This is a genomic window from Siphonobacter curvatus, assembly GCF_002943425.1.
Taxonomy (GTDB): Bacteria; Bacteroidota; Bacteroidia; order Cytophagales; family Spirosomataceae; genus Siphonobacter; species Siphonobacter curvatus.
In genome coordinates this window covers 3,183,643-3,196,770 of record NZ_PTRA01000001.1, presented here as the reverse complement: position 1 = coordinate 3,196,770, position 13,128 = coordinate 3,183,643, and the positions used below count along the sequence as shown (strand labels likewise).

General features: G+C 45.5%; 11 protein-coding genes. 6 read left to right on the top strand and 5 right to left on the bottom strand.

Annotated elements, in window-relative coordinates:
* Position 1: 1 nt before the first annotated feature.
* The gene (locus C5O19_RS13300; protein WP_104712942.1) at positions 2 to 1,189 is read left to right on the top strand and encodes an efflux RND transporter periplasmic adaptor subunit; all 1,188 of its coding nucleotides are present in this window, start codon (positions 2 to 4) and stop codon (positions 1,187 to 1,189) included.
* Between the two features lie 81 nt (positions 1,190 to 1,270).
* On the opposite strand, the gene C5O19_RS13295 is transcribed toward C5O19_RS13300, so the two are convergent.
* From C5O19_RS13295 to C5O19_RS13285, 3 genes are all read right to left on the bottom strand, one after another.
* On the bottom strand, positions 1,271 to 1,903 hold the full coding sequence (locus tag C5O19_RS13295) for a DUF4190 domain-containing protein (RefSeq protein WP_104712940.1): 633 nt from the start codon (positions 1,901 to 1,903) through the stop codon (positions 1,271 to 1,273).
* Between the two features lie 456 nt (positions 1,904 to 2,359).
* A complete protein-coding gene (locus C5O19_RS13290; protein WP_104712938.1) occupies positions 2,360 to 2,617 on the bottom strand; it encodes a hypothetical protein in 258 nt (85 codons plus the stop codon).
* 150 nt (positions 2,618 to 2,767) lie between these two features.
* Positions 2,768 to 3,895, bottom strand: coding sequence for a tetratricopeptide repeat protein (locus C5O19_RS13285; protein WP_104712936.1), 1,128 nt, complete (start codon positions 3,893 to 3,895; stop codon positions 2,768 to 2,770).
* A gap of 166 nt (positions 3,896 to 4,061) precedes the next feature.
* Here C5O19_RS13285 and C5O19_RS13280 point away from each other — a divergent pair, with 166 nt between their 5' ends.
* The 3 genes from C5O19_RS13280 to C5O19_RS13270 all read left to right on the top strand — a co-directional run bounded on the left by C5O19_RS13280 (position 4,062) and on the right by C5O19_RS13270 (position 8,184).
* Positions 4,062 to 5,300: a M16 family metallopeptidase gene (locus C5O19_RS13280; protein ID WP_104712934.1), complete on the top strand. Its 1,239-nt coding sequence runs from the start codon at positions 4,062 to 4,064 to the stop codon at positions 5,298 to 5,300.
* A gap of 52 nt (positions 5,301 to 5,352) precedes the next feature.
* Positions 5,353 to 5,940 (top strand): D-sedoheptulose 7-phosphate isomerase, encoded by a 588-nt coding sequence (gene lpcA, locus C5O19_RS13275; RefSeq protein ID WP_104712932.1) that lies wholly within the window; start codon positions 5,353 to 5,355, stop codon positions 5,938 to 5,940.
* A gap of 525 nt (positions 5,941 to 6,465) precedes the next feature.
* Positions 6,466 to 8,184 (top strand): IlvD/Edd family dehydratase, encoded by a 1,719-nt coding sequence (locus C5O19_RS13270; RefSeq protein WP_104712929.1) that lies wholly within the window; start codon positions 6,466 to 6,468, stop codon positions 8,182 to 8,184.
* Between the two features lie 60 nt (positions 8,185 to 8,244).
* Here C5O19_RS13270 and C5O19_RS13265 read toward each other — a convergent pair whose 3' ends face one another.
* On the bottom strand, positions 8,245 to 9,801 hold the full coding sequence (locus C5O19_RS13265) for a hypothetical protein (protein ID WP_104712927.1): 1,557 nt from the start codon (positions 9,799 to 9,801) through the stop codon (positions 8,245 to 8,247).
* 130 nt (positions 9,802 to 9,931) lie between these two features.
* Entirely contained in the window at positions 9,932 to 10,192 is a 261-nt protein-coding gene (locus tag C5O19_RS13260) for a hypothetical protein (protein WP_133163360.1), read from the bottom strand.
* Between the two features lie 240 nt (positions 10,193 to 10,432).
* Between C5O19_RS13260 and C5O19_RS13255 the strand changes: the two genes are divergently transcribed.
* Entirely contained in the window at positions 10,433 to 12,091 is a 1,659-nt protein-coding gene (locus tag C5O19_RS13255; protein ID WP_133163359.1) for an AsmA family protein, read from the top strand.
* A gap of 346 nt (positions 12,092 to 12,437) precedes the next feature.
* The gene (gene plsY, locus C5O19_RS13250) at positions 12,438 to 13,079 is read left to right on the top strand and encodes a glycerol-3-phosphate 1-O-acyltransferase PlsY (RefSeq protein ID WP_104714093.1); all 642 of its coding nucleotides are present in this window, start codon (positions 12,438 to 12,440) and stop codon (positions 13,077 to 13,079) included.
* The last annotated feature ends 49 nt before the right edge of the window (positions 13,080 to 13,128 follow it).

The following is a 13,128-nucleotide window of genomic DNA, read 5'->3' as shown; positions in this document are numbered from 1 at the left end:
CATGAAAAAGACCTTTTTGCCCCTGTTGGCCCTGCTGGGCCTGAGTGGCTTCTTAAGTAGTTGTTCGGATAGTGACGCGGAATCCAAAGCGGAAGAAAAACCAGCTCAGGTAAGCGTGAGTGCAGATTCATTACAGTTGTCCATGAAGCAACTCGAATCGGTTAACGTAGATCTGACGGGTTTTGAAGATCGACAACTGCGTCCGGTCATCAATGCCAACGGGAAGATTAAACTGTTCCCGGATAGCAAATCTGAAGTACACAGTGAAGTGGAAGGTCATGTCGATCAGATTTACGTACGGGAAGGCCAGTTTGTGAAGAAAGGACAACCATTGATGAAATTGACCAGTGGGGAGTTTCTGGAGCTGAAAAATCAGTACATCACGGCGAAAAGTGAAGCCGACTTCCTGGAAATTGAATTCAATCGTCAGGCTGAATTACGGAAAAGTAACGTCGGTGTACTGGCTGATTATCAGGCTACGGAAGCCAAATTGAACGCGGCCATTGGACGGGAAAAGGCCTTTAAAGCCAAATTAGCTCTGCTGGACTTCAACGCCAATCAGCTCAATGACATTCGCAAAGCCGTCGTTTCGCCCGAACTCATCATTCGTGCTCCCATTAGTGGCTCGATTTATAAAGTGCATCAGAACCTAGGTAAGCTGGCCACGCCTACCGATCCGCTGGTAGATATTCTCAATACTGAACAGTTACAGGCAAACGTATACGTGTACGAGAAAGATGCGGAGTTAATTCAGGTTGGACAGAAAGTGGAATTGACCTTCCCCAACTCGGAAATCGGAGCCGTACAAGGAACCGTAGCCAGCGTAGCCCGGGCTCTGGATGCCGAAAACGGAGCGATTACGTTGTACGTGAATTTCAAACGTCCGCATACGAATGACATCATTTTCTCAGATATGAACGTTCGGGCGAAGATTGTAGGAGCTAGTGAGCGGAAAAGTTCGAATACACTGCCGCGTACGGCCATTCTGGATGACGGAGAAGGTACGTACATTTTCGGTACCAGTCAGCCACAAGCCGCCAAAATTCCTTTACGGAAATTGAAGGTAGAAATCCAAAATGAAGGCGAAGAGTATGTACAGGTGAAAGTGCTGGAAAAGGTACCCAATACGATTAAGGTTGCGTATAAAAACATATTGGCATTGGAAGCTGAACGCAAGAAAAACGAGTAAGGATTTATCTAATGGTGTGTTTAAAAAAGCGGCTCTTTTGGGGCCGCTTTTTTAGTGAGTGTATCGAATCCGTCCAGTAAATCAGGAGAATGAGAGGGAAGATAAGGCAATCAGAGCAATGATGATGAGCAGGAGTCCGAAGAAGCCCAGCGATAAGCCCGTAATCGCAAACCCGCGACCTTTGTATTCAGAGCTATGACGATTAATCTTGCTTAACCCGACAAAACCAAAGACAATAGCGACAATCGTTCCCAGTAAAAATAAAAGCCCGTTACCGATCAATAGGACGTCTACTAATGCCAGCAAGCCAGCGATGACAGAGACGACGGAAATGGGTTCTGTACGCCGGGAATCGGCCGTACGCTTCGCTAATATCTGAAGCTTCTGAACTTTCTTCGTAACCATTTTCGTCAGTAAGCGTTGACGAAATCCAGCTTTGGTCTGCTGCCTTGTAAAGGCCTCGGCTGAAGTTACTGCATTGGCTGGGGTAGAAGTTATCAGACTAGGAACTCCTGAAAGCACAGGAATGGTCGAAGCCAGTAATTCTTTTTTAGGAATGAGCGGGATAGTGGTGGTAGCAGTAATAGGCTTGGCTACAACTTTCTTACGTTCAATACGCGGTGCGGTAGATTGGGCGAAGTACGTGTAGGTAGTTTTTTGACAGGAGGTTAACGCAAATAGACTAAGTAAAGTCAAGGTAGATAATTGTTTCATAGATAATGGACAAGGGTGGATTAATTAGTAAAGTCGAGCGAAAATGAAAAGAATATTTTTGATTTCCTAGCTGATTTCTTGCCAAAATAAAGAGGAACAAAGAGGAGTAGAAATAGTATATCTAATGCTAGACTTTTCGATTAAAACAGGTACTCTTACCCTTAGAAAAATCCTTTATAAGCAAAGTGTTATAAGTAACGGTGATTTTCACTTTGTCATTCGTACTGATGCTAATAATTAAGCGACTTTAGCTGAATACGAAGTAGTTAATGAATTTAAGATAAGCCCTTGTAAAAGAACACCGTTGAGGTTAGAATATACGCAGGAAAGTGTAAGATAAGGAAAGTATAAAGTAGGATGAATTGTAAGCGTACTTAATGTATAAATCTAAACGTATTTAAAAGATACAAAAACAAAGCAGGCGGCCCGTAAGAGCCGCCTGCTTCTTAATGTTAATTAAGAATTTTTCTTGGTCTTGGTTGCCGTTTTGGTGGTGGTCTTCGTATCACCATTTGCTCCTTTTACGGTCGAAGTTTCTACTTTCTTTGAGACATTTTTGCTACTTCCTTCAGAAGTGGGGCTCGTCGTTTTTTTAGTAGAAACGTGTTCCGTCTTTTTCTTCGCTACCGTTTTTTTAGTGACTACTACGGGCTGCTGGGCGAATGAACCGAAGCTAAGAGCGGTTAGTAACAGGGCAATGCTGAAAGTTTTCATGGTATCAGGGTGAAAAATGAATAAAATACGAAAGCTTATTCCACAACGGATAAACCTACATCTGTACTCAAAATTTTTGTACCGCTGATTTGCAAAAAGCTTTAAATGGAAATTTTTTAATTCCCATTTAATCTTCGTACAGCGTCAGACTTACTTCAAAGCATGCTTGATTTCATCCATCGTACTTCGGTATTCAGCCAGTTTCTGAGCCTTCTTATAGTACTCCCGAGCCTGATCTTTCTTCCCAGAACGATCCGCAATACGGGCGAGTCCGCAATAAGCCATGGCGTGGTAATCTTGCGTATACTGTTCACTTATTTTGTTTTGCAGGGCTTTCTGGTAATAAGCAGCAGCGGCGGCATCGTTTTTCTTTCCTTTTTCCAGAATCAAACCCAGAAAAACTTCACCCGATGATTTAAAAACCACTTGCTTTTTCTGGGCTAGTTGTTGAGCCAGCGGTTCGGCGTCGGTGTATCGGCCCGCTAAGGTGAGGGCTTCGGTATGCCGTGTCAAGTAAACCGGATTGTTTGGATATTCTTTTAGTAAAGGCGTAGAGTAAGTCAGAGCTTTTGCCGGGTTATTTTCATGTTTGATCAGCACATAGACCAAATAATACGCAGCTTCCGTTTTGGTAAAAATGCCTTTCTGGTAACCCGTTTCCATTTGTTTCAATCCTAAAGTTTTATTCCCATTTTGGAAAAACATCATGATGGGTTTTACGATGGGGTGATCTTGCGGATACTGTTCGCGGTAATAATTATAAAGGCCCGTTGAAAAGAAAAACTCCGGGTTTTGTTCCGTCAGCTTGAACCCTTTCTTCATGTAGTTATAGGTACGCTTGGCTTCCGAAGCGGCTTTCATAAACTCGCCACGGTCCGATTCCAGCATCGCTAGATAACTATGGGAGGCCAGCAGAAAAAACGTCGCTTCCGTATCGTGTTTATCGACGGACTTCATCTGTTCCGCCTGTTCCAGCGACTGATTCAAATACGACTGGTACCGATTGGCAGCCGAAGCGTTCTCAGATACAGGCAGATGCTGCCAGTATGTCTGAATCGCCAGTAGTAAAGGATTGACCGGGTGATTCGGATATTTGGCTTTGATTTTTTGCTGAAAAGGTTCGGCTTCTTTGAACTCGAAATTGTAAATGTTTTGGAGGGCTTCAATGACTTGCTGCTGGGTCTCGCGATCGTTGAGAATCTGAGATTTAGCGGAGAAAGTTTGGAAAATCAGGAAGGGAAGAAGGAGCAGAAAGCGTAAATACGTATGATTTTTCATGACTAAGGTTTACAAATGGGTATGCAAAAAGTGGGGTACTTACTGGAAATTTTAAAAACATTGAGCCGTTAAAGATAGGGTGCATTTAACCCATAACCGTAGATTTGTCGGAAGGAAACGGATGCGGCGGACTAACCGTTCACCGAAACACGTCCGGTTGAGGACTATGATTCATTATCAGACTTTTACTCTGGATAACGGCTTGCAGGTGTATGTGCTCGAAGACCACACCACGCCCATGGCAGCCGTCAATATTTTGTACAACGTGGGTTCGCGGGATGAAAACCCCGAAAAAACGGGATTTGCCCACCTCTTCGAGCACCTGATGTTTGGGGGCTCAAAACACATTCCCGATTACGATACCCCCCTGCAACGGGTAGGCGGGGAGAATAACGCATTTACATCGGCCGATATTACTAACTATTATATCACCTTACCGGCAACGAATCTGGAGACGGCCTTCTGGCTGGAGTCGGATCGGATGATGTCGCTATCCTTCGATCCGCAGGTACTGGAAGTACAGCGGAATGTGGTCATTGAAGAATTCAAACAACGCTACCTTAACCAGCCCTACGGCGATGTGTGGCTGAAGCTTCGACCTCTGGCGTACACGAAACACCCGTATAGTTGGGCGACCATCGGCAAGGAAATCAGTCATATCGAAGAAGCAACGCTGGAAGATGTGCGGAACTTCTTCTTTCGGTATTATGTGCCGAGCAATGCCCTATTAGTGGTAGCCGGTAATGTAACCGTAGAACAGGTAAAAGCCCTGAGCAAAAAATGGTTTGAACCCATTGCCGCCGGTCAGCCGTATCAACGGGCTTTGCCTGAGGAGCCCTTGCAAACCGAGGCCCGTTTTCAGGAAGTTGAAGCCAAAGTACCACTAGACGCTCTGTATAAAGTTTATCACATGCCGGGTCGATATGAGGCCGGGTATTATCCGGCCGATTTGTTGGCGGATATTCTGGGCCGGGGAAAATCGTCACGCCTGTATCGCAAGCTGGTAAAAGAACAGGCTCTGTTTAATTCCATCAATGCGTATCCTACGGGTAGTCTGGAACCCGGCTTATTCGTCATTCAGGGCAACCTGAACCAGGGCATATCGATTGAAGAGGGTGAAAAGGCCATTCAGGAAATCATTGATGAATTGCTGGCGAAAGGACCCATGGAATCGGAAGTACTGAAAGTGAAAAATCAGGCTGAAGCAACGCTAGCCTTCTCCGAAATCGAGTTATTGAATCGGGCGATGAATCTGGCTTTTGCGGCCAACGCCGGAAATGCTGAGTGGGCCAATATGGAAGCAGAACGCATTCAGGCCGTATCGGGCGAATTGATTCAGGCGGCGGCCCGTAACATTCTTCGTCCCGAAAACTGTTCAACCTTATATTACCGGGCTTCGGCTTAATGTTCAGCGTTTCGGGAAAGATTTGGCCCGGAACGCCCAATCCTTACTATCCATGTTACAGTCGATTATTCAACAGGAATTATCAGAAGCTCAACAAGTACTGGATCGCTTTTTAAACGATCCTAAACATATTCAGCACATTGAAGACGCTGCCCGCTTACTGGCTGCGGCGATTCAGAACGGCAATAAAATCATTTCCTGCGGAAACGGCGGTTCACATTGTGATGCCATGCACTTTGCCGAAGAACTCACGGGTCGCTACCGAAACGATCGTCGATCACTACCGGCCATTGCTATTTCTGATGTCAGTCATTTATCCTGCGTATCCAATGATTACGGCTACGATTATGTATTTAGTCGTTTTGTGGAAGGCATGGGCTTCGCCGGGGATGTACTGGTCGGAATCAGCACGTCCGGAAATTCGGCTAATATCATCAAAGCGGTAGAAGCCGCCCGTTCCAAGGGCATGAAGGTATTGATTCTGACCGGAAAAGATGGAGGCAAACTAGCCGGAAAAGCCGACGTGGAAATCTGCGTACCGCATTTTGGTTACGCGGATCGCATCCAGGAAATTCACATTAAAGTGATTCACATTTTGATTTTATTGATTGAGAAGTTAGTGGTCGAACAAAACGACTAACGTCCCTTCTTTGAGTCTGCTAAAACACAGTATTTCACTTGTAATGGTGAATACTGTGTTTTATTTGTGAATGGGCTTTGAACGGATTAAAACTCGTCCTTAGAAGATGGGCCGAGCCTACGACTCTTGTTCGTGAAAAACGTACGGTTGTATCGTAAGCTTTAGAGGAAACGAGTTTGCATGTGTAAGCTTTTGCTGGCGAAAAAATGCTTTGGAGAAATGAAGCGGATAGTAGTACTTGTAGCAACTATTGAGTCGCGTGAAAGATACAAGGTTATTCGGCATCTAGAAAAGTGTTAAGCTTGGGGCTGCATTCGTAAGAAAATGCCCTTGAGTAATAAATTTGACGTATTTAGAACATCGGTAATTTTACCATCCTACGAAAAGCTACCTAATTTAATAACTCATCACTCTGACCACCAACTGACCAAGAGCCGTAGGCTCGACCCCTTTTTCAAGGACGGATTTTAATCCGTCCCCCAGTGGACAAGGTCAGTCCTAACCCTCTAAACTGAACACTGAAATATGCAAGAAGAAAAGAAACTCCGTTCACAGGACTGGTTTGGCAAGACGGGCAAAGACGGTTTCATTTACCGGGCCTGGATGAAAAACCAGGGCTTTCCGCACCATGAATTCATGGGTAAGCCCGTCATCGGAATCTGTAATACTTGGTCGGAGTTAACGCCCTGTAATGCTCACTTCCGCGAACTCGCCGAATGTATCAAGCGGGGCGTGTGGGAGGCTGGGGGCTTTCCCGTGGAGTTTCCCGTCATGTCTTTGGGCGAAACCTTGATGAAGCCTACGGCCATGCTGTACCGCAACCTGGCCAGTATGGACGTGGAGGAATCTATTCGTGGAAATCCCATCGATGGCGTCGTGTTGATGTGCGGTTGTGACAAAACCACGCCTTCGCTGGTGATGGGAGCGGCAAGCGTGGACTTGCCCAGTATCGTTATCTCGGGCGGACCCATGCTGGCGGGGCACTTCAAAGGCCGTAAAATCGGTACGTCGGATGTCTGGCGTTTTGCCGAAGCCTACAAAGTAGGGGAGATGTCGCAGGAGGAATTCATTGCCGCTGAAGGCTGTATGGCCCGTAGTGCCGGGCACTGTGCGGTGATGGGCACGGCCTCGACGATGGCATCTATGGTTGAATCGCTGGGCTTGACTTTGCCCGATAATGCTTCGATTCCGGCGGCAGATTCCCGTCGAAAAACCATGGCCCACATGACGGGTCGCCGGATCGTGGAAATGGTCCGCGAAGACCTGACCATGTCCAAAGTACTAACCCGGAAGGCCTTTGAAAATGCAATCATGGTGAACGCCGCTATCGGGGGCTCTACCAACTTTGTCATTCACTTGATGGCCATTGCGGGACGGATTGGTGTGGAGCTGGACTTGCAGGATTTCGATCGCTTGTCGGAAAATATTCCCTTCATTGCCAATATTCAGCCTTCAGGCGAGCATTTCTTTGAGGATCTGTATTACGCGGGCGGCTTGCCTGCGGTGATGAAAGAGCTTTCCAATTCGCTAAATCTGGATGCTCTAACGGTAACGGGACAAATGCTGGGCGAAAACATTGTTTTATCCAATGCCCATAACCGGGAAATCATTGCTTCCGTCGATAATCCCTTCAAACCCAATACGGGACTGGCCGTACTAAAAGGTAATTTGGCCGTGAACGGTGCCGTACTCAAACCCTCGGCGGCCAGTCCGCACTTGATGACGCACACGGGCCGGGCAGTTGTCTTTGAAGACATTGACGATTACAAGGCCCGTATCGACGACCCGGATCTGGACATTGACGAAACCTGTGTCATGGTGTTGAAATACGTCGGTCCGAAGGGATACCCCGGTATGCCGGAAGTAGGAAATATGGTTTTGCCGAAGAAGCTCCTTGAAAAGGGAATCCACGACATGGTCCGTATTTCCGACGGTCGGATGAGTGGTACTGGTTTCGGTACAGTGGTGCTGCACGTTTCACCCGAAGCGGCCATTGGCGGAACGCTGGCTCTGGTACAAAACGGCGATCTGATTACGCTGGATGTACCCAACCGAAGCCTGCACCTGCACGTATCCGATGAGGAACTGGCCGAACGCAAAAAACACTGGCAACCGCTTGAGCTGGGTTACGAACGCGGGTATACCAACTTGTACCTGAATCACGTTCAGCAATCACACCAGGGAGCTGATATGGATTTTCTGGTTGGAAAATCCGGAACCTGGAAATTGCGGGAATCGCATTAGAAACAAAACACCCGGCTTGCATCCAAGTCGGGTGTTTTGTTTTCGTACGGATTTAGAGGGTTACTTACAGGCTGTATACGCTTCGGCAACCTCCTGAAGATTGATCGGCGTCTGACTGTTGGCGTACTTGGTGCCGATAGCCGGGCAGTCACTCAAATACTCCAGCATATTTTTCCGGGCATTGAGTAATGTTGAACGTACGCCTTTTTCATCCCCTTTTTTCATCATCAGGTATTCCGTATTTCCCGGAACGAGCGATTGATACACCACCAGTTTTGGCGATTGATACGTATTTTGTAAAAGGTAGTAGGTCGCTCCACCCGTAATCGCTGAACCAAACTTCCGGATCAGGTATTCTTTACCATTTTCGTCCTGAAAGGATTTGATGGTAGAGCCCCATACCCAGGTTTCAGAGCCATTACCTGTACTGGGCAGACATACTGACAAATCAGTCGTGGAGGGCAGTTCGACCATGCCGTTTTTTTCCTTGGACTGATAATAGGGTTCACTGCGTAATACCTTGACAAGGCCTTCGTAAGTACCTGCATTGCGACCGGATTCGATGACAATTTTAGCCTTTGGAATCAGATAGTACTTATAGCGGTCCATCACTTCTGGGGTAGAAAGCACCGCTAGCTGGCTCGCTGTTTCTTCTTGTAGTTCGGGCGTAAAGGCACGAATCATAGATTCCAGCTCTTCACTGTTCTTATAGGAAATCAAACCCATCATTTGCCGGATCGACTTGTCAATGGGTTTATATTGTTCAACGTAAACCATAGCTTCCTTGTAATTTCCCTGCAACAGGTTCGTAACGGCCAGGTTTTGCAAAGCCGCTCTTATTACTTCGGAAGCATTACCTTCTCCCTGATAATTAGCCAGCGTCTGCCATTTAGATAGGTAAGGTTTAGCCTGCTCCAGATACGCTTCAATACCGTTCTTTTTGAGCGTACTCTGTAAGCCATTAATCTCTTCTTTTAACTCCTTCAATTCAGGAAATTTCTTAACTCCATCCAGGTACGCTAAACTCGTACTAAACTTTCCCTGATAACCGTAAATCTTATTCTGTAAAGGCACGAGACTTTCCGTAATTGCCTTCTGGGCAAAAAGGGCTAAGCTTGCTCGTTTATTGTTTTTAAAATCGATGGAAGAAGCGGGGACGGCGACTTGCGAAGATTCGTATGGATTGATAAATACTTTACGTCCGTACCGATCATAAACGGTGGTATGAACGGCGACCTGAGCAAGGGATTGCTGAGCATTATAAGGATTAGGTCCAATGAACTTAAAAGCCTGAATGAGAGCAATTACGTGCAGATCGCCCTGATCATCTACCTGGATTAATTTGCCAAAATTGGTAACTAAGGTATTACCCGTAAAAGCCGCTTTTAAATCATCCGCGTGTTCTTTACTGATAAACGCGTTATTGACTTGATTGGTAATGATTCCACGTACATCATACGTGCGGTCTTGCTGAAGAGCTGGTAAGGTAGCGGGAACTTCTCGCGAAAAACTGATGGATTCATAATTTACTTCCTGAGCTTTGGCGAGTGAAGCAGTGAGCAGGAAAATACTGCCAAGGGTACAAAAGGATTTTGTACACCGAAATTTGATGGACATAAAGAAGATGACAGATGGGGTATAAAACTGAATTTCAGCTCAAATATAGATAACAAAATTAAATAGGGATACGAGAAAATTACTTTCTCGTATCCCTATTTAATCAGGTTTTTAAAGGTTAACAAGACCGCTAATGATTATCTCTTTCTTCCTTAGCGGGTAAATGAATTGTTTTCGTCGGCTCGAAAAGTGTATCTCCACGAATGGTATCCGAAGCTACTGTACCGGGAAACATTGTTCGTTTTTTATCTTTTATAAAAATAAGACTACCGCCAATCGCAACGACCATCAGTACCACTACAATAAGCACCGCCCAGCGGATAAGTGAACTGATTCGCCACCATTGTTTCATTTTACTCCATGAATTATTTGTATCGTTCGTTGATTCCATAGCTGTTCCAAATGATTCTACTGCTTATAGGTACAAAAGAATTATCCCTTCTGCTCTGGAGCAGTGACGTGTGGTCTACATGCCCAATCTGCGGACGTTATACCCCTGATTGGTAGGCTTTTCGAAGACATGACTTGAAAATACGCAACAAGTGGTACAGGCTTTTCATACCTTAACGGGTCCCCCCGCTTATTGTCCTGATAGTGGGTTAGCCTTCCTTTCATTAGTATAAATACCCACATGAACAGAACTTTAAAGCCCACATCACTTGCTGTCAAATTACTCGTGGGTGTATTTGCCCTTTGCCTGCTGATTGTACTGAGTTTATGGATTGTGGGGATTTTCTTCCTCAAGCCTTTCGCGGGTCAAAAGATTCAAAGAGCGGTCTATGAAAAGTCAGATCAGTTGTATCAAATTCAGCTCAATGAGCTTACGTACAACCCCTTTACGGGTAAAGCCCGCATTACGGACGTCAAACTACAAGCCGATACCGCACGCCGCCGGCAATTAGGTAAAGAGGCTCCTGACTTAATTTTTGAAGGAAATATGCCCGAAATCAGCGTGCAGGGTTTTCATCTGTTTTCTTGGTTATGGGGAAAAAAACTGTCCGTGGAAGCAATCGTGCTCAATCAATTCGATCTACGATTAACCCAGTTTCCGAATACTAAGCCCGATGAGCCCGAAGTACAAAAAACACCTTATGAAATGCTGAACAAGCAATTCGAGCATGTGAAGATTGGCCGCATTCAGGGCGATGACTGGACGGTTAAACAGGTAGATCGCCGAACGAAAAAGGTCCGAACGCTAAGCATCCAAAAACTTTCCTGGAAAGTGGACGACCTGTTGATTGATGAAAAAGGCCATTTGGACACGACTCGCCTGTGGTACGCCAAAGCAATCGAGGTAAACCTGGACTCACTAGTCCTGCCCAATCAGGATTTAAGTGCCTCTGTACAGGTGAAAAAAATTCAGTTGTCAACGGCCGACAAACGTCTGCAAATCGAGGGACTGGGCAGCATTCCTTCGTATCCACGTATGGAGTACGTACGACGCACGGGAAACACCAGCTATACAAAGGCCGTCGTGAATCACATTGAACTCGCCGGACTGGATTTATCAAAGTACTGGCTTCAGAAAAAAGTAAAAGTAGGAGTGGTGACGCTGGAAGGGGGTCTGGTAAATGCTTTCGAAGTTCGGAGCCGATCTTCCAAAATGGATGGACCTCGTAAACCTTTCCCGCATCAATTATATCAGCGATTGCCTTTTCAGTTAGACATTGACTCGGTGAAAGTGCGACAGGTCGATATTGTCTACGATGAGCTAAATCCGAAAACGAACCAGACTGGAAACGTTAATTTCCGACGGATAAAAGGCGTAATTGTTTCGCTGAGTAATGACTCACTCCGAAAATCAAATGTGTGCAAAGCTGATTTTCAAGCTTCGTTTATGGGGGTGAGTTCCTTGCAAACGCATTTTACATTTGACATGCGATCACCCCGTGGGCAGTATACCTGTGCGGCTGAATTGGCCACCCTGGATCTTCGGGTATTGAAGCCCACCTTCAAACCACTGGCTTTAATGGATATAGAAACGGGGATAGTGGATCGGTTTCAGTTCCGTTTTTCCGGCGATCAGGTAAAGACCTCGGGCAGCGGAACGCTTCTGTATCACGATTTAAAAGTAAAGATTCTGAAACCCGACGAAAAGAAAGGCTTTAAAATCCGTGATTTGTTTACGTTTGCTGCCAACAAGGTTTTGATGTACGAAAGTAACCCCATGCCTAAAAAAGAGGTACGGCAGGGAAAAATTTCCTACGAACGGATTCCCGGTGAGAGTTTCTTCGGAATCCTATGGCGGAGTGTTCGTTCGTGTCTGTCTGATTCAGCATTGAAAACGTAAAAAAATAGGGACTTTTTTCAAAAGTTATTTTATAAAAACACGTAAGGCTTGGGTCTGTAAAAACTTTAGAATAAAATAGTTAAGGCTATAAAAACTGGATATGTAAAATATACGTTTATATATATGTAATAAATTTTGAATACTCACACCTTTAAACATTTTCTTCATTTTGAGATTTATGATCGTATCTGTTTCTTGGGCCTGTGACCCTTAAAAAGCCCTTAATTTTAGAAATTAGTCTATAGGGCGATTAGAGAATATGGCAATTGCCAGTATCTTTGTTTTCCACGCTCATAAAAAATTGTTTGACAATTTTCAAGCCACTTTCATTTTTCAAGTATCTGAAATGACCTTAAGCGTATTGTTTGCTGGCCTGTTGGCCTATCTTTTAGGTTCAGTCCCTACGTCCGTTTGGTACGGACAGGCTTTCTTTGGAATCGATGTTCGTGAGCACGGAAGCGGCAATGCCGGAGCAACCAATACTTTCCGCACTTTAGGCAAAAAAGCAGGTACGATTGTGCTGCTCATTGACGTTTTGAAAGGATGGTTAGCAGCGAACTTGGCTCTCATTCTGTTCTACTTGAATGAAATTACGCTGGATGAACGGGTACCTATGAAGCTTGCCTTCGGAATTATCGCGGTCATTGGCCACTTGTTTCCCGTTTTTGCCCGTTTTAAAGGCGGGAAAGGGGTTGCTACCTTGCTGGGTATGGTACTTAGCATTCACCCGGAAGCGGCTGGCGTTTGTATTCTGGTTTTCATACTGGTGATGCTTTCGTCGCGGTACATTTCGCTGAGTTCCATTGTTGCTACGCTGGCGTTCCCCCTCATGATGGTGTTTAACCTGTTTGGTCCGGAACATAATCTCCTGGTGATCTTTGGATTTATTCTGTTTGGATTAATTGTGTATACGCACCATAAAAATATTGGTCGATTACTGCGGGGCGAGGAAGCTCGTATCCCCATCGGTCGTCGTCGGAGTCGTTAATACTTCGGTTTTACTCGTACCTTTTTCTTAACCCGGAGCCTCAGGTTCC